This window comes from Candidatus Bathyarchaeota archaeon A05DMB-5, assembly GCA_019685655.1.
Classification (GTDB): Archaea; Thermoproteota; Bathyarchaeia; order Bathyarchaeales; family Bathycorpusculaceae; genus DSLH01.
In genome coordinates this window covers 43,202-59,539 of the sequence record JABFQP010000001.1, presented here as the reverse complement: position 1 = coordinate 59,539, position 16,338 = coordinate 43,202, and the positions used below count along the sequence as shown (strand labels likewise).

24 protein-coding genes and 1 tRNA gene are annotated in these 16,338 nt (G+C 40.9%); 10 read left to right on the top strand and 15 right to left on the bottom strand.

The features are described from left to right. Both truD and HM003_00355 read left to right on the top strand, forming a co-directional pair. Complete coding sequence (truD, locus tag HM003_00360) at nt 1–1,377, top strand: tRNA pseudouridine(13) synthase TruD (GenBank protein MBX5327795.1); 1,377 nt, start codon at nt 1–3, stop codon at nt 1,375–1,377. 57 nt (nt 1,378–1,434) lie between these two features. Continuing rightward, nucleotides 1,435–2,178, top strand: a complete 744-nt coding sequence (locus HM003_00355) for a creatininase family protein (protein ID MBX5327794.1) — start codon at nt 1,435–1,437, stop codon at nt 2,176–2,178. A 135-nt stretch (nt 2,179–2,313) separates the two neighbouring features. On the opposite strand, the gene aspS is transcribed toward HM003_00355, so the two are convergent. The 3 genes from aspS to albA all read right to left on the bottom strand — a co-directional run bounded on the left by aspS (nt 2,314) and on the right by albA (nt 4,505). After that, entirely contained in the window at nt 2,314–3,570 is a 1,257-nt protein-coding gene (gene aspS / locus HM003_00350) for an aspartate--tRNA(Asn) ligase (protein ID MBX5327793.1), read from the bottom strand. Between the two features lie 81 nt (nt 3,571–3,651). Next, nucleotides 3,652–4,065, bottom strand: a complete 414-nt coding sequence (locus HM003_00345) for a hypothetical protein (protein MBX5327792.1) — start codon at nt 4,063–4,065, stop codon at nt 3,652–3,654. Between the two features lie 161 nt (nt 4,066–4,226). Next, on the bottom strand, nt 4,227–4,505 hold the full coding sequence (gene albA, locus HM003_00340; GenBank protein ID MBX5327791.1) for a DNA-binding protein Alba: 279 nt from the start codon (nt 4,503–4,505) through the stop codon (nt 4,227–4,229). Between the two features lie 201 nt (nt 4,506–4,706). Here albA and HM003_00335 point away from each other — a divergent pair, with 201 nt between their 5' ends. From HM003_00335 to HM003_00320, 4 genes are all read left to right on the top strand, one after another. Beyond that, nucleotides 4,707–5,165, top strand: coding sequence for an Lrp/AsnC family transcriptional regulator (locus tag HM003_00335; GenBank protein MBX5327790.1), 459 nt, complete (start codon nt 4,707–4,709; stop codon nt 5,163–5,165). 13 nt (nt 5,166–5,178) lie between these two features. Beyond that, nucleotides 5,179–6,327: an ADP-forming succinate--CoA ligase subunit beta gene (sucC, locus tag HM003_00330; protein ID MBX5327789.1), complete on the top strand. Its 1,149-nt coding sequence runs from the start codon at nt 5,179–5,181 to the stop codon at nt 6,325–6,327. 2 nt (nt 6,328–6,329) lie between these two features. Next, the gene (sucD, locus tag HM003_00325; protein MBX5327788.1) at nt 6,330–7,193 is read left to right on the top strand and encodes a succinate--CoA ligase subunit alpha; all 864 of its coding nucleotides are present in this window, start codon (nt 6,330–6,332) and stop codon (nt 7,191–7,193) included. 64 nt (nt 7,194–7,257) lie between these two features. Beyond that, the gene (locus HM003_00320) at nt 7,258–7,419 is read left to right on the top strand and encodes a 50S ribosomal protein L40e (protein ID MBX5327787.1); all 162 of its coding nucleotides are present in this window, start codon (nt 7,258–7,260) and stop codon (nt 7,417–7,419) included. Nucleotides 7,420–7,425: 6 nt separating this feature from the next. On the opposite strand, the gene HM003_00315 is transcribed toward HM003_00320, so the two are convergent. After that, complete coding sequence (locus tag HM003_00315) at nt 7,426–8,040, bottom strand: DUF116 domain-containing protein (protein MBX5327786.1); 615 nt, start codon at nt 8,038–8,040, stop codon at nt 7,426–7,428. 94 nt (nt 8,041–8,134) lie between these two features. Between HM003_00315 and HM003_00310 the strand changes: the two genes are divergently transcribed. Together HM003_00310 and HM003_00305 are read left to right on the top strand one after the other, a co-directional pair. Next, a complete protein-coding gene (locus HM003_00310; protein ID MBX5327785.1) occupies nt 8,135–8,356 on the top strand; it encodes a hypothetical protein in 222 nt (73 codons plus the stop codon). 32 nt (nt 8,357–8,388) lie between these two features. Next, the gene (locus tag HM003_00305; GenBank protein ID MBX5327784.1) at nt 8,389–8,556 is read left to right on the top strand and encodes a hypothetical protein; all 168 of its coding nucleotides are present in this window, start codon (nt 8,389–8,391) and stop codon (nt 8,554–8,556) included. 31 nt (nt 8,557–8,587) lie between these two features. Here HM003_00305 and HM003_00300 read toward each other — a convergent pair whose 3' ends face one another. Beyond that, nucleotides 8,588–9,019: a hypothetical protein gene (locus HM003_00300; GenBank protein MBX5327783.1), complete on the bottom strand. Its 432-nt coding sequence runs from the start codon at nt 9,017–9,019 to the stop codon at nt 8,588–8,590. A gap of 133 nt (nt 9,020–9,152) precedes the next feature. On the opposite strand from HM003_00300, the gene HM003_00295 reads away from it, so the two are divergent. Further along, nucleotides 9,153–9,437 (top strand): hypothetical protein, encoded by a 285-nt coding sequence (locus HM003_00295; GenBank protein MBX5327782.1) that lies wholly within the window; start codon nt 9,153–9,155, stop codon nt 9,435–9,437. Between the two features lie 30 nt (nt 9,438–9,467). On the opposite strand, the gene HM003_00290 is transcribed toward HM003_00295, so the two are convergent. The 6 genes from HM003_00290 to HM003_00265 form a co-directional block, all read right to left on the bottom strand. Beyond that, nucleotides 9,468–10,442, bottom strand: coding sequence for a transcription initiation factor IIB (locus HM003_00290; protein MBX5327781.1), 975 nt, complete (start codon nt 10,440–10,442; stop codon nt 9,468–9,470). Beyond that, nucleotides 10,443–10,691, bottom strand: coding sequence for a hypothetical protein (locus HM003_00285; protein MBX5327780.1), 249 nt, complete (start codon nt 10,689–10,691; stop codon nt 10,443–10,445). A gap of 185 nt (nt 10,692–10,876) precedes the next feature. Continuing rightward, on the bottom strand, nt 10,877–11,926 hold the full coding sequence (gene amrS / locus HM003_00280; protein MBX5327779.1) for an AmmeMemoRadiSam system radical SAM enzyme: 1,050 nt from the start codon (nt 11,924–11,926) through the stop codon (nt 10,877–10,879). A 72-nt stretch (nt 11,927–11,998) separates the two neighbouring features. Continuing rightward, nucleotides 11,999–12,595 carry a hypothetical protein gene (locus tag HM003_00275; protein ID MBX5327778.1) on the bottom strand — a complete coding sequence of 199 codons (597 nt, stop codon included), beginning with the start codon at nt 12,593–12,595 and terminating at the stop codon, nt 11,999–12,001. A gap of 70 nt (nt 12,596–12,665) precedes the next feature. Beyond that, the gene (locus HM003_00270) at nt 12,666–13,271 is read right to left on the bottom strand and encodes a flavodoxin family protein (protein ID MBX5327777.1); all 606 of its coding nucleotides are present in this window, start codon (nt 13,269–13,271) and stop codon (nt 12,666–12,668) included. A gap of 469 nt (nt 13,272–13,740) precedes the next feature. Next, nucleotides 13,741–14,385, bottom strand: coding sequence for a proteasome assembly chaperone family protein (locus HM003_00265; GenBank protein ID MBX5327776.1), 645 nt, complete (start codon nt 14,383–14,385; stop codon nt 13,741–13,743). 121 nt (nt 14,386–14,506) lie between these two features. Between HM003_00265 and HM003_00260 the strand changes: the two genes are divergently transcribed. Then, nucleotides 14,507–14,585 (top strand) — tRNA-Met (locus HM003_00260). Nucleotides 14,586–14,668: 83 nt separating this feature from the next. Here the strand turns inward: HM003_00260 and HM003_00255 are convergent. The 4 genes from HM003_00255 to HM003_00240 form a co-directional block, all read right to left on the bottom strand. Further along, nucleotides 14,669–14,881: a hypothetical protein gene (locus HM003_00255; protein MBX5327775.1), complete on the bottom strand. Its 213-nt coding sequence runs from the start codon at nt 14,879–14,881 to the stop codon at nt 14,669–14,671. 320 nt (nt 14,882–15,201) lie between these two features. Beyond that, nucleotides 15,202–15,399 carry a 50S ribosomal protein L24 gene (locus tag HM003_00250; protein MBX5327774.1) on the bottom strand — a complete coding sequence of 66 codons (198 nt, stop codon included), beginning with the start codon at nt 15,397–15,399 and terminating at the stop codon, nt 15,202–15,204. A gap of 32 nt (nt 15,400–15,431) precedes the next feature. Then, nucleotides 15,432–15,668 carry a 30S ribosomal protein S28e gene (locus HM003_00245; protein MBX5327773.1) on the bottom strand — a complete coding sequence of 79 codons (237 nt, stop codon included), beginning with the start codon at nt 15,666–15,668 and terminating at the stop codon, nt 15,432–15,434. Further along, nucleotides 15,668–16,048: a 50S ribosomal protein L7ae gene (locus HM003_00240; protein MBX5327772.1), complete on the bottom strand. Its 381-nt coding sequence runs from the start codon at nt 16,046–16,048 to the stop codon at nt 15,668–15,670. The genes HM003_00245 and HM003_00240 overlap by 1 nt, the downstream gene beginning before the upstream one ends. Nucleotides 16,049–16,338: the final 290 nt, after the last annotated feature.

Below are 16,338 nucleotides of genomic sequence, written 5' to 3'. Positions count from 1 at the left end.
TTGTTTGTTCCTAAAGTTGAGAAGTTAATCGGCATTGAAGTTTATGCTACCGCTTCTTCTGGTGTCGGCGGAGTTATTCGGCAGTCTGTTAAGGATTTTGTTGTTAAAGAAGTGTTGGTTGACGGTTCCAAAGCCGAAGTTAACCACACTCTGGGGCACCAACCATTAGGTGTATCATCAACAAGAGACCGTTATCTACTATGCGTTATGGTTAAGCGAAATTGGGACACGTTCCAAGCCATTAGAATGATTGCAGAGCAAATTGGCGTAAGCACTGGGCAAATTCACATTGCGGGCATAAAAGACGCTAAGGCTCTCACAGCTCAGCACATCACAATTGAAGGCGTAACAGCCGAAACACTTCGGCAGATTAAAGTCAAGGACATAGAAATCCATCCCGTAGGCTATTTTCGCAGTAAACTTTCACCATATTACCTCTTGGGAAACAATTTTAACATCACAATCAGAGCAATACGCCACTCCAAATCCGCAATAGAAAAGAGAACTGCAAAAATCGTTGAAGAACTCAAAGCAGTAGGCGGTGTTCCCAACTTTTTCGGTCATCAGCGTTTCGGCACAACACGCCCAATAACGCATCTTGTGGGTAAGGCTCTTGTTAAAGGCAACTTCAAGAAGGCAACCATGCTTTTTTTGGCTAAGCCCAGCCCCTACGAGCATCCAGAATCAAGACAAGCACGCAAAGAATTAAAAGCCACACAAGATTTTAAGCAAGCGCTAAAGAATTTTCCGAAGCAACTACGTTATGAACGGCTGATGCTCCGGCACTTAATTCAAAAACCAGACGATTTCGTAGGCGCCTTCCGACGACTACCAACAAAATTGCGTCTACTCTTTCCACAAGCCTATCAATCTTATCTCTTCAACAAGTTTCTAAGCAAGAGAATCACAAGCGGTTTTGCATTGAATAAAATTGAAGTTGGAGATTATGTTGTGAACATTGAACACTCCGGATTGCCAATGACCACAATGTATAGAACAGCAAACCTACAAACGCTTAAAGAAATTAACGATGCAGTCGTTGCTGGAAAGATGCGTTTAGCTCTTCCTTTAATAGGTTTGAAACAGCGAACCTCGCAAGGCGTTCAAGGAGAAATCGAAAAACAAATTCTTGAAGAAGAAGGCGTAACTCAAGAAAACTTTAGAATCAAAGCGATGCCGGAAACAACCACGAAAGGAGAACTGCGAGCCGCCATAACTCCACTAAACAATTTTTCCTTAGACAAGATAGAAAAAGACTTTACACACTCGTCCAAGCATATCGCCGAAGTAAGCTTCATGTTATACCGTGGCTCATACGCAACAATTTTTCTAAGAGAAATAATGAAACCGCGAAACCCAATAAAAGCAGGATTCTAAGTTTAAAAACAAAACTTTATTCTCCTAAACCGCATTAAGCATTGGAAGGGAACTGTTATGGCTTCAGAAAGCACGGTTTGGTTTGCTGAGTTAACAATGAAAGAAATAAAAGAAGCGGCGGCAACAAACAAGGTAATAATTCTTCCAGTTGGAAGCGTCGAAGAGCACGGCTCTCACTTGCCGCTTTGCACTGATAGCCTACAACCAGAATACATTGCAGTTGAAGTAGCCAAAAAAACCCACAGCCTAGTCGCGCCACCATTAAAATATGGCATCTGCACAACCACACGCATTTTTCCAGGAACAATCTCTGTAAGCTTCCGATCACTTTACAGAATCACCAGAGAAATAATCGAAGAATTCATACGCAACGGATTCAAACGATTCTTAATCCTCAGCGGTCACGCAGACGAGGAGCAGATGGCTGCCTTAAGACTTGCCGCGCACCATGTAATGTGGAAACATAGAGAGGACGCTGAAAAGCAAAAACTGCGAATAATAGTGTGCTCCGACTACGATTTTGCGTATGAACTCCGCGGAAAATATTTCGACGAAAAAGACGGACACGGCGGCACGATTGAAACCTCACGGATAATGGCAATACGACCTGACCTAATAAAGGAAAAAGGGCAAAAGAATTTTCAGAAACTTCCAAGATTCGAAATAATTGTGAATCCAAGAGAATTTTTGCCTGAAGGAATACGGGGCGACCCAACGGTGGCTTCGGCTGAAAAAGGAAAATTCATAAACGATTACATAGTAAGCCAACTGGTCAGATTAATCGAAGAACTGAAAAAGTAACACAATCATACACATCACATCCATTCTATCAGAGATTGAGACGCAAATTGAACCTATTTATAAGGGGGGCTAACAACCACAGAGAGCTTTAAAAAATAAGGCTATCACCCAGTTTGCTACCGCTTCAAACAATTGTTAAGGTGTCAACCTAAATTTGTCTCGTGGATAAAGCGTCACTTCCCGAATGTTCCTTTTTCCAGTCAACATCATAGTCAACCTCTCCAGCCCAATAGCCCAACCAGCATGTGGAGGCATCCCATAATCAAACGCTTGCAAATGATGCCTAAAAGATTCCGGATTCAAGCCTTTCTCCTTCAACCGCTCTATTAAAAGCTCTTTAGAAGCAATTCTCGTTCCTCCAGACACGAGTTCTATCCACCGCCACATCAAATCAAAACCTTCACATAATTCCGGATTATCATCTCGCGGCTTTATGTAAAAAGCCTTGGAATGCGTCGGCCACTCGGTTATAAAATAAAGGTACGGATGAATCTTGCCTAATTTCCTAAGCGCTGGTGTAGGTATGTCTTCTCCCCATGGAATCTCTATGCCTTCACGTTTCAATTCACGCAGTGCGTCATCATACCTTAAGCGTTTCAGAGGCAATTCCGGCACTTCCACAGAATATTTCAGCACTGCCAGTTCTCTCCCACATTTCTCACGGACAGTTATGCAAACATGCCGCATCAACTGCTCAAGCAACCGCATTACATTCTCAACATCAGCAAAAGCCTGCTCAATATCCACAGAAATAAACTCGCTTGAATGAAGACGAGTATGCGACTCCTCAGCCCTAAAAAAAGGACCAACCTCAAAAACCTTCTCCAAACTCATCACCAACTGCTCCTTATACAACTGCGGACTCTGCGCAAGAAACGCCTTCCGCCCAAAATAATCAACCTGAAAAAGAGCCGCACCGCCTTCAGTTGCGGACGCAATTATCCGTGGCGTATGCACCTCCAAAAATCCTCTTTCAAACAAAAAATCCCGTATTGCCTCTACGGCTACATGCTGCACTTTGAAAACCGCCGTGTTTTCTTCTTGGCAAAGGTCCAACGCACGCGCATCCAATCGAACCTCCAGATTTGCAAGCGTTTTTCCAGTTGTGTCAATAGGCAATTGAGAAGCGGCAATGCTGAAAATTTTAATCTCCTTCGGTATTACTTCGATGCCTCTTGGGGTCATGTCTGTCTTTTTTACAACACCCTTCACGCCTATACTATACCTTCTCTGCAACACGTCAGACTTCGACAAAACTTCGCTGGGCACCTTTTTCTTTGGAACAGTAACTTGAACAGTTCCTTCACGGTCCTGCAATATAATAAACCGAATGCCACCCAAATCCCGAACATCTTGAACCCAACCAAAAACAGTAACTTCCTCACCATCCATTTCAGGCTTAACCTCAACAGTATAGTGCGTTCTGCGCCACTCACCAAGAGAATCTAACTTCACAATTTCACCGCCAAACCTTTAATCCGCAAACTCCACACGCAAGACCATGTTCCGAACCTTACGCGCAATCTCCTTTAAAGCCTTTACATCAAAAGGCGGTTGCGCACCACGCCGCTTCTTCAAAATCACCCTAGTCTCCGTAGTTCCATCAGGCAACCAAATAGTGTTAATAGTCATTATGCTCAAAGGCGCAAACAAATCCTCCAAAAACTTACGGTCATCAACCCCATACTCCAAAACACGAACTTTCCTGCCAGTCTCCTCACTCAACGCCTTCATAATCTTACCACCATAACCCAAAAGCCGAGGAACATCACCATGCCCAACAACCAAAGCCAAAGTCCCATCCACCTCAACCGCACCGTGAAAATAAACATTCTGAAGAGAAGGATACCTCTCCTCTAAAGACAATAACAAACGAGCAATCCTCAAATCAAGCTCACTTATTTCTCCAGACTTTAACTTAGCCGAACACTTCTGACACAGTATCCCACTCTTTAAACAGAAACTACATAATACTGTTTTCACCTGAAACAGTGCCCTCCACAAATAAAGGAGGGGGGCGGAGCTCTGAACATTTACGCGAACGCTGTTTAGCGTTCTAGGGTTATCTCGATTGTGCTTACGTTTGTGGGCGTGCTACCCTCTTCTCTGGGTGCCATTTGTTCCGTTCCAATGCCGACTTTCTTGATCTTTACGTCTGGCAGGAATCGGCGTCTAACGACCTCGACGACGTCTACGGCACGACTTATAGATCGCCCTCTTGCTTTAACATTTACTTCTTTTGCTCCGCCGTGAAAGAGGGTTATGCAAGCCAGTACGTAGTTCATTACTGGCTTATTTCCGATCAATACCGAGTTGCTTTCTGACATACTGACCGCCTCACTCCTAGTTTTTCCATTTTTTATGGCTTCATAACCATTTTTATCGACAAATAAATACATTACGGTTTATACTTCTAGTTAACGGCTGAAAACTGCTCATGCTTCATGATTTTTATTTGCTAAACTTTTAAATAATCCCTACTATTGTAAAATTCAACCTTAACAAAATGTTAAAAAGAGGAAGAAATATTGGAGGCACTAACAAGGCGTTCGTTGAAAATACTGCGGATGTTGTATGAAAGAGGCAAATCCACAAGCACATACACGTTGCATGTGAAACAGGATGAGTTGGCAAGGCAGTTGGGCATAAGTAGGCAAGCATTAAATGTTCACCTGAGAAAACTTAGAGACTTGAATTATATACGCACAGGTAGAGGGTTTATAGACGTAACTGAGAAAGGGCTGGATGTGCTTGGGATAACGTCTGCTCCCGCTTTTGTGTTTCTTAAGGTGTCTCCTCACAAGAGAATGTACGCTTACGAAAAGGTTAAGGAACTTGCTCTTCAAAGGGCTTTCAGAATAGCTGGTGACGTTGACGCATTGTTGATAGTTGACCGTGAAAAACTTGACGAAGTTCTGAAAAGGTTATCTGCTATTGAGGGAATACAAGACACAAAATCTTACGTTACTATAGAAAGCATAAAGTGAGGAGCGAATTGATGTGAAACTGTTCGAGTATGAAGCGAAAAACATACTTACAAAATATGGGATTCCAACACCTCAAGGCGGATTGGCAACGGATAAGACCCAAGCGTATGAGATATTATCTAAACTGAAACCACCCTTTGCCGTCAAAGCGCAAGTGCTGGTTGCAGGAAGAGGAAAGGCTGGCGGGATACTTTTCGCTGATTCCGTCTCAGAAGCAGAGAAGTCTGTTGAAAAACTGTTAAGTATACAGATAAAGGGCATTCCCGTGAGAAGTGTTTGGATTGAAGAGAAAATACAAGTTAAAAAGGAGCTTTACTTCGGCATAACCACAGACAGATTCAACCAAAGCTACGTAGTAATTGCCTCTGCGGTCGGCGGAATGGAAATAGAAGAAGTAGCCACTCAAACTCCAGAAAAAATCATTAAATCATTAATAAATCCCCGACATGGTTTCCGTTCTTTCCACGCTAGACAAGTAGCAAGAAAACTTGGCTACACTAGCAGTCAACTTTCTGAACTTGGAAAAATTTTTGAAAGACTTTACCAAGTAGGCATGGACTATGATGCTGAATTAGTTGAAATGAATCCTCTAGTGGAAACAGTTGAAGGAAAATTTGTCGCTGCAGACGCCCGCATAATAATAGATGACAATGCACTTTTCCGACATCCAGAGTACAAGGAGAGGCTTCTTAGCGAGGAAAGCGAGCTTTCTCCACAAGAGATAGAGGCTCTGAAAAACGATTTGGCTTACGTTAAACTGGACGGAAACATAGGCGTTATTGGCAATGGAGCGGGGCTTGTGATGGCGACGCTTGACACAATCCAATATTATGGCGGAAGACCCGCGAATTTCTTAGATGTTGGCGGTGGGGCTCCATCGGACAAAATTGCCACAGCCTTAAAAATAGTGCTTTCAGACCCAAACGTCAACGCCCTATTCATCAACATTCTAGGCGGAATCACCAGATGCGACGAAGTTGCAAGGGGAATTCTCGAAGCAAAGACAAGAGTTGGAGTAACAAAACCCATGGTCATAAGACTCGTTGGAACAAACGAAGAAGAGGGAAAACGAATACTAACAGAAGCTGGCATACACGTATTAGAAAGTATGGAAGAAGCAGCACAGCGCGTCATCGAAATCGCTAAAAGCGGAGGAAAATAACATTGGGAATAATAATTGACAAGAACACTCGAGCAATCGTTTGGGGCATCACTGGAACCCAAGGAAGTTTTCACACAAAGCTAATGTTGGAATATGACACAAAAATTGTCGCCGGCGTAACTCCTGGGAAAGGTGGAACCCAAGTTCTCAATGTTCCAGTTTATGACACTGGAGAAGAAGCTCAAGAAAAGCATTCGGCAAACGCAGCAATAATTTTTGTTCCAGCGCCCTTTGCTGCAGACGCGACTCTGGAAGCTTTAGAAAACGGAATAAAAACCGTTGTAATAATAACTGAACATATCCCCATAAAAGATGCGATCAACATAATGGCGCGTGCAAAAGAAGCAGACGCAACAATAATTGGTCCAAACACTCCGGGAATAATAACCCCTGGAGAAAGTAAACTTGGAATCATGCCTGCGCATATTTTTAAGCCAGGCAATGTGGGCATGGTTTCTAGAAGCGGAACCCTCACATACGAAGTAGCTGCGAGCCTAACAAGGAAAAATCTTGGACAATCAACATGTCTCGGACTGGGCGGAGACCCAATAACAGGCTTAAACTTCATAGACGCATTAAAAATGTTTGAAAAAGACGAGCGCACAGAAGCTGTGGTTTTGATAGGCGAAATCGGCGGCAACCTCGAAGAATTAGCAGCCAAATATATCTCCGAAACTAAATATCCAAAACCAGTCGTAGCATTCGTCGCTGGACGTTCTGCACCGCCAGGGAAACGTATGGGTCACGCTGGAGCAATAGTGATGGGCAAGGCAGGAACAGCAGAGAGCAAAATTGACGCTCTCAAAAAGGCCGGTGTAAAAGTCGCCGAAAAGCCGGGCGATGTAGCTGAGCTCATAAACGTTTGAGGCAGACAAAAAGTATATGTGTAGGCAAATAGTCTGTGTTCTAGCTAAAAAGAGATGTTGACAAATGCCAATCTTAGACCCGCTCAAAAAGACCATAGCTCAAAAACATAGGTTATACATGAAAATCTGCAGAGAATGTGGTGCGCGGAATGCTGAAACTGCAGTTAAGTGTAGAAAGTGCCGAAGCAAGAATCTTCGTTGGAAGAAACGAGAAATTGTGAAATAGTTTCTTTTAAAGAGTTTTAATCAGAGTTTCAATGTTGAAGATTGTGTTTGCGCATCCGTTTTTTATTAGGGGAACTGCTTGGCTGGCTACGTCCATATGTTGCGTTATTTCCCCGCCAAGTCTTATTTCTTCACCGCAAGCGACTCCGACAATGCCTTCATAGCGTTTACTACTCAAGATTTTTGGCACACAAGAGCCTCCTGGTAAGATGTAAACGTCGTAGCCCTTTTTCTTTGCAAGCGTTGTTGCCTTGTTAATTAGGCAATCTGTGGAACAGTGAGCGCAGACATAAGATGGAATGTTAGGATCGAAGGTTGCGTTACAACGGTTATCCATGTATTTTCTTGAACAATGCGGCAGAAAAAGTGCTCTTTTCTTCGTCTGCACGAATTTTTCTCTTTCCTTTATGTTCCTCGCTTGCATGTCTATTAGGTCCTGTATAACAATCACTGCATCAGATAAGTTGAGACCCGTTGCCTCGTCAATTTTGAATTTTTTTATTATTTCCTGAGCAGTTTTGCCAACTTTTTTGTGTACACTTGCTTGATAGCCAACTATGGCTATTTCTTTAAAGAAGAAACGTGGAATTCTTGAAAGGTCAAAGGCGAATTTGTATGGCATATTCACATAATAGACAGACAAACCTTTAAAATTAACTGATGTTTATATCTAATGCTAAATGTAAAACACACTCAATAATCGAGGATGACTAACCGTGGGTATACTTAGCAAATTTAGAAAAGGAAAAGAAAAGGAAAAGAAAGCAATTGTTCAACCCGTACAACAAAAAACTGCGCTTGAAAAACTTTGTGGAGACGATAGAGAAACCTACGAAGCACTGCTTAACACAATGTTTCTTGACCCGAGAAAAACTGGAACGACGATGAAAGAAGCTGCTGAGAATGCCAAGAAATTTGAAAAAGTCAAAGCATTGTAAGAGCCAAAGTATGGTATGAGATCGCTGGTGGTTTGGCGATTTATGAAGGCGACGTCAAAAGAGTTGTGGAATTTTTCAGCGCTGCTGAAAAACTTTCGCCGAATGCAAGGTACACGATACTGAAAAATCCAGAGAAGGCCGTGGCTAAAGCGCAAGAATATTACAAGAAATATCTGGTACAAACGACAGAGAGTTCTTGATTTTCTCATTAAGCGCGAGAAACTGCTAGTGTTATTTTTCTGTGTTCTCGCTGTAGCCTAGCAGTTCCCTTAGAGATTTTACTTCTTCTCTTAACATGCTAACTTCGCTCTCGAGAGCTGTGACTTTTGATTCCGCCACTTTTCTCAATTTTTCAATTTCAATCATTAAATTTGTCCGTTCTGTTTCTAAGGTTTTTATTTTTTCGCGTAGATTTTTCAGAGTCTGCATTAGTTCTCCCCTTATACCTTTTATTCTTTCAACTATATTTTTAATGCTTACTGTCTCTTCGACTTTGGTTTCAAATTCAACAGCGGCTCTGAACCTAGCTTTACAGTTTGGGCATTCGAAAATTCCCATTGCCATTTTAGTTTCTTCGCCTTTTTTTAACGGTTTTCGAATAGAAATTGGCCAAGTTTTGATGGGTGTTGCTACTTCACTCCCGCATTTGGGACAATTAACCAAACTATAAGCCCCTTCCTATAATTATGGTCTTACAGTCTAAAATGTGTTTTGTAAGCAACGCAGAACGTGGTTGTCAAGATAAAATATTAATGCTAATTGTGCAAAATATGATTTTGAGAGTGTGGGAAGGCTTATGCAAGTTATAGGTATGAAGACTAAGCTGGAAGAAAAGATTAAGGCGCTAGAAAATGAAAAAAACATGCTTTTGGAAGAGATAGAGCAGCTTAGAGAGGTTGTTGAGTTAAGCGAAAAGGCGAAGGTTTTAGAAAATGAGGTTGATAAACTGAAAAAAGAAGCTAAAACCCTGAAAGAGAGAATTCCCAGCGAACTTCTTCGGGAACTTGGTGAGACGGCTTCTCAATTCTTGGAAGAAGAGGAAGAAGAATGCTCCAGTTGTAATGAAGAAGAACTTCTCTAAAAATGCTTGAAAATAAAAAAAAGAAAAGGGTTAAAGAGCCATCTGAAACATTAAGCGGTCAACAAGCTCTTTGTAACGATTTCGAATGGTAACCTCTGTTACCTGTGCTATCTCGGCTATCTCTCTTTGCGTTTTCCTTTCACCTGTCAATACTGAGGCGATGTAACTTGCTGCCGCTGCAATACCCGTGGGACCACGACCTGAAGTAAGTTTCAGCTCTTTTGCTGCACCTAAAATTTTGTGAGCTATTTCTTCAACCTTCCCTTGCATTGTTAACTGATTTGAAAACTTTGTTATGTATTGCCCTGGTTTGAGTGGGGGAATTGAATAGTCGAGCTCTTTTATTAGGAAACGGTAGCTACGTCCAACTTCCTTTTTGTTTACGCTTGAGGCTTGTGCTATTTCTTCTAATGTTCTAGCTAATCCGCATTGTCGGCAAGCCAAATAAATCGCTGCCGCAGTCACGCCTTGAATTGATCTTCCGCGTATTAGTCGTTCTTTTACAGCTTTTCGGTATATGACTGAAGCTGTTTCCAGAATGTTTTTTGGGAGGTTTAGGTTATTTGCGATTTTTGTGATTTCTGACAATGCGAAAGCTAAGTTGCGTTCTGTTGCGTCAGAAACTCTTATACGCCGTTGCCACTTTCTGAGGCGGTAAACTTGTGCTTTCTGTCCTGGAGATAGGCTTTTTCCATAGATGTCGCGGTCATGCCAATCAATCATTGTTGATAAGCCTTTGTCATGAATTGTGTAGGTTAAGGGGGCTCCGACTCTGGTGCGTTTGGTTCTTTGTTCGTCATCGAAAGCTCTCCATTCTGGTCCTCTATCGGCTATTTTTGCAGCTACTACGAAGCCGCAGTCCATACATACTATTTCTGCGCATTCATAATCACGCATGAGTCTTGTGCTGCCACATTCTGGGCAACATTGAACCTTTGGTGGTTCAACATGTGGTGCGGGTAACCGGGGGCTAGATGTTTCGCGCCCTTCTTCGTTATTGTCCATTCATGCTTTCTCCTTTCTCCTTTTTGAGGGGATCACATACAACGTTTTGTTAGTTAATTTTTCGAGTTCTCGTGATGTCGATTTTATTGCCGCGTAGGGCGAGGATACAGGTCCAAATATGTCAAAGATTTTTCCGATTGACTTCAAATTTTCATCAACAACTGTTTCACCGATTTTTGGAAGATTTTCAATTTGGATGATTATGCTTCGGCTTGGACTTATATGGAGGACCCGACCTAGTCTCTGCAAAATGTTGATTTCCCCTCACGAAAAACGAATGGTTCAAAAACGAAGCATTTTATTTAAACCTTTCTACTTTAATTTTTAATTGAGGCTTCTTCTGCACACAATTTTAGTCGAAACCTTCGCAAATAAGTCCATAAAACCAGAAAGATGTCCTCGTAAATTCTTCTTATATCCACACAACACAAAAACTAAAACAAAGCATAAGGATACGAAAACCCGCTAGCATGCAATTTACCTCTTATTGGAATTTCTTTTCCGCACACTGGGCAACGCATGTTCCTTGTTAAGTTCCACTTAGTAATTTCAAAATTAAAACGCTTAACAAGCAGCTCATTGCAGTTCGGGCAATAAGTATTTCCACAAGGGTGTCCCGGTACATTACCAATGTAGACATAATTCAATCCAGCTTCTTTAGAAGCCATGTACGCTTTCTCCAAAGTCTCAATTGGAGTGGATTGAATAGTCGTCAGTTGATAATCTGGGTGGAAACGTAGTAAATGGAAAGGCGTGTCGCTATCAAGATTATTCCGTATCCACAGAGCAAGCTCTTTAATTCTTTCAATTGAGTCTCCAATTTTTGGCACAATCAAGTTTGTAATCTCTATGTGAATATCATTCTTTTTCATTTCTTTCAAAGATTCATAAATCGGCTCCACAGAAGGAACCGCGGAAAAACTTTTGTAAAAATCCGGGTCTCCACCACCTTTGAAGTCCACAGTAGCCGCATCCAAATATGGCGCAATAGTTTTCACGGCTTCCGGCGTCATATAACCATTAGTAACAAAAGTGTTAAAGAACCCCACTTGATGAGCAAGCTTAGCCGTCTCATAGGCATACTCAAAAAATATGGTAGGCTCCGTGTACGTGTAGCTTATACCTTGGCAATTGTTTTCTCTCGTCGCTTTTACAACCTCTTCTGGAGGAAAATGTTTGCCTTCTATTTTTTTCTCTTGGCTTATCATCCAATTATCACAAAATTGGCAACGAAAATTACAGCCAACAGTAGCGATAGACATAACCAGCGACCCAGGATTGAAATGCGATAGAGGTTTTTTCTCTACTGGGTCTATGCACGCTGATATGGCTTTAGCGTAAACAAGTGAAAAGAGTGTTCCGCCATCGTTTTTTCTTACTAAACAAAAGCCGATTCCGCCATCGTTTATTATGCATCTTCTCCCGCATAAATTGCATTTGACTTTTTTATCTTTCAATTTTTCATAGAGCATAGCTTCGTGCATGGACACTTAATCTTCCCCTCTGTTGCTTAGTCTCAATCTTCCGTGTAAATCTTTGCCTATTTAAAACATCACTTATTTATTTGACGCTGCATCTGGTTTTTCTTTTATTTCAAAAACGAAAGGTGGAGCATCGGTTTTCACATCTAATTCTATGCCCAGCAAACCTTCCAAAAAGCCAGCCCAAATATCAGTTTCATTAATAAAAGGCGTTTTAACAAGAAGATATTTGTCTTTCAAGTAGAAATCGCCAAATCCTTGCACTCTCAAACGTTTAAACACTTCTGACCATTTTTCCCGTTCTCCAGTTTGGATGCTGAGACTTGTTTCCATGGAAACTTTTGCGGCTTCGCCCATTTTCCTTCCTATTTCGCGCCATTTTTCTTTTGGAATATGTTGTATTAGGATGTTGATTAGTTCTACATTCACGAAGGCTATGCGGCTTATGCCGCAATAGTACTCGCCGGGAAAGCGCCAATCGTAAATCATCATGCTTCTGTAAACGTCGAGCATTTTGGAAATTAGAGGTTTTATGCCTGGTTCTTTTCCTTCTCGAATTAGTGAATCGATGAATTCGCGTTCTTCTTTTTCCAGAATTATTGTTGTTCGTTTTGTTGATTCTTCATCCTTTTTTATCATTTCTTCAAGCTTTTTCTCTTTATCCTCTTGCATAGCTGATATATCTTTCGGCATATCATATATGTCTTGCGAATTTGAATGAATCTACCATAACAATATTTCATCATACACCATTAATTGCTGAAACCAATAACTTTAGAAATTCCCTTCCCTTGTTTATTGTTTCTTGCTCTTTTAAAATGGCTCCTGCATTTATTCCACCACTTTTTGCTGAAAAACCAATGTACGGCCATGCATTGACAGTTATAGGTTTCATACCGAGCATTAAAGCAAACTCTTGAAGGAAATAAAGAATTTGAAACGCATTAAAACTGCTACCACTCGCTGAAACAGTCACAAGAAGACAAGGTTTACCAGTAAATGGAGAAAACTGCTTACCATGCTTTTCTACAGTGGAATAATCTAAACAACTTATTCTCTCCAAGAAAGCTTGAAATTTAGAGGGTACATAAAAGTAAAATGGGCAGGCAATCACTATACCATCCGCAGATTTCATCTCTTCAAAAAGCAGTTTAAAGTCATCTTCAATCACACATTCATAAGGTTTTTGAGCGCAAAAATCAAAACAGAGTTCGCATGGTTTTATTTGCAACTCTGCAATCTGAACAATTTTTGTCTCAACAGAGGGCACAGCGCTAAATATCTCTTTTAGAAGTAAGTAAGAGTTGCCGTTTTTTCTGTTCGATCCCGAAACTCCTAAAATTCTCATAATATACCCTTTTACTGTTAAGAACAGCGAACATTTTATATTCCTTACTATTTACTCACCAACAATAACCGAACGACTTTTAAAAATGTATGCACACTTGAATTCTTGCCAATGACGAAAATAGGGTCTGAATGGATGATGCACCCTAGGGTATCTGAGGCACAAAACTATTTTCTATTTAAGAAACAACCTTATTCCTAATCAAATACCACAAAAGCACTAACCCAACAACCAACAGGACAAATCCAGAGATCATCGAAAACACATAGCTTATATCAAGCACACTCATGAGCGCATAAACAACGTATGTTGGCCCAGCAAATATCAAAAAAGCTGCCAACACAAACAGAAATGCTTTCCAAAATTTCGAATTCAAATTCAACCTTGATGATTGACTGTTTTTATCTTTTTGCTTTCCTTTGCTCATAAATTCACGTTCCAGTAACAATCATAAATCTAAATTTTTCCCTTATAACCCTTCCTTTACCTCATTACCCAACGCTTTCATAAGAAACTTGAAAACGGAAAAACCTGCACCACGATCCGCTTTGAAACCTGCCGTTGCGCCTAAAAGGCATACTCCCTCAATATTGCGTTCCTTTGCAAGCCCAAGCAGCAATCCAGTAGCGCCTACAATTCTACCTTTGCTATATATTACGGCTCCTTTTTCCATGAACTCTAATGCAAGTCTTGGAGAAGTCGCAGCCACGTATACTTGCGTTTTCTCTTCTGAAATCGGTACTCCTCCTATTGTTATCAGGAAGCGGCATCCCTGCTTTACTAGAAAATCCAATATTTCGCCACAAACTTCATAATGCGCAAGTACATCGTCAAAAGATGGTTGTGTGTCACCAGTCATAATAATAAAATCGTTCTCTTTCATCGAAGCCGCGTAAAACTCGTATTTCGGCAAACGACAAATGCCGTCTGAATTAACTGAAACATAATCTGGAAAAGTAGGTGAATATAACTCAACAAAAGGCTTCGCTCCACTAAACTTTATCAGAAGATGTGCAGCGATTTTTCCAACATTTCCAAACCCCGGAAGCCCTTGCACGAAAATTGGATTTTCAAGAGCAGGATTGAACATGTAATTGAAATATGGTCTATCCATATGGTAACAACCAAAGTCAATAAGTAATTCGGGCATTAAAAATGTTTTACTAAAAGAAAACCTATACCGATTAAAGAGTATTCCCAAAAGATTTAAGAAAGTCTTCATTCAGCATAACAGTAGCGGGGTGGGGTAGCCAGGATTAACCCGCTGGGCTCATAACCCAGAGATCGGTTGTTCAAATCAACCCCCCGCTACCAAAGTTACTTATCTTAAAGTGATAGGACCATGATGGTTTTTCATTTTGGATTAAGAAAATAAAAGAGAGAAAGCAAAGATGAGCTCATTTATTCACTGAAAACCCGCATAGTTGCTCGCCCATTCGGTAGACAGTGTTTCCATTGATGACTATGTTTTCGGTTTCCAGTAGTGATTGCCAAAGTTTTTCTTCTATGATTCTCTGCTGAAGTTTTTCTCTAACTTCTTTGATGAACTTAACTCTTTCTGGATTTGGCAACTCTAGCAGATTAAGCTGCTTTTTGTTTTTGGAACCCATTTTAATCCCTTTTATGTATTTTCGCGTGTCTTAATAAATCAGTTCTTTCTGTTCGAGAATATGTCGAAAAACAACATATGCCATCCAAACTGCACCTAGAAAACATGCAGGATTTTTGGTGTGGGAAGAGTGGTCGAATGTGAAAGTTGCTCAGATAACTGCATGTGTGGAGGTTGCCATGCAGGGTCTTACGGTTACTTTGAAGTGGATATAAAAAACTAGATGTGGGGTGTATCTGCAGTAGAGTTTTGTGGGAAAAGGTTATTGAAAATAAGATAGGGTTTAAACTGTAAATTTTCAAGTATTATCTGCTTCGTTGTTTAGGCTTTTCCTTTTTCTTCTTTGCCAAAATATGCTGTCCATTTGAGTTTGCGTGCATCTCTTCTGAGATTTAACGAACTTTTTCTGCACTTGCTTGAACAGAACCATAGGATAGACCCATCATTTTTAACGTACATCATTCCAGTGCCCGTTGGAAATTCATTGCCGCAGAATGAACATTTTTTAGGTCTAGGCAACTATGGTTCCTCCAAACTGTCTTAGGTTTAGTTTATCGTGTGATTTTCTTTGCTTCTCTTTCGGTTTCTCTTAACATAAGAATGTCTTGAACGCGGATTGGTCCTTTAACATTGCGCGTTATTATGCGTCCTTTGTCTTTTCCTTCTAGAATGCGCACTCTTACCTGTGTAATTTCGCCAGTCACACCTGTGCGTCCAATGATTTGAATCACTTCGGCTGGTGTTAATTCTTCCTCTACCGCTTCTGTGGTCTTCTCTTCTTTGCTCATCACTTTGCTCCTCTTTTCATCTGCTCGATTCTAGTAACTATTTCTTTGACTAGTCCAGTTGCATCTCCTTCTTTGATTATGCATGCAGAAGCGGCTGGAACGTCAATTCCTATTGCAGTGCCTATTTTTTCTTTGTTTGGCACAAACACATATGGGATTTTTCTTTCTTCACATAAAAGTGGCAAATGTGCTACGACTTCTGGTGGTTCTACGTCTTCAGCTATTACTACGAGTTTTGCTTGAGCTCTTTCGATGGCTTTTGTTGTTTCGTTAGTGCCTTTTCTGACCGCGCCTGTTTTGCAAGCTATTTGCAGGGCTTCATAGGCCGCATCTGCGATTTCTTTCGGGACTTCAAATTTTACATAGAATGGTTTGGACATGAGCCTCACCCTTTAAATGCACAGTCTTATCAACTTTTCTCATTTATGAATGTTTCGACTCTTGTTGTATTGATTTAGTTTTGTTTTGGGTTGATGAGTAGTATGAGTGTGTGGTGTGATTGCGCTGGCTCCGTCTATTTGGAGCTAAAAGGTTTGGGTTTTTGGGGAAAAGTTTCTTTGAGGTGTTTGGTTGTATGTTTATGGTGTTGTTGGACGTGTTCGTAGGATGCTATGTGGTTCTTGTCGCCTTAGTTTTCTTAAGATGTCTAAATCTTATTGTATAAATTGGT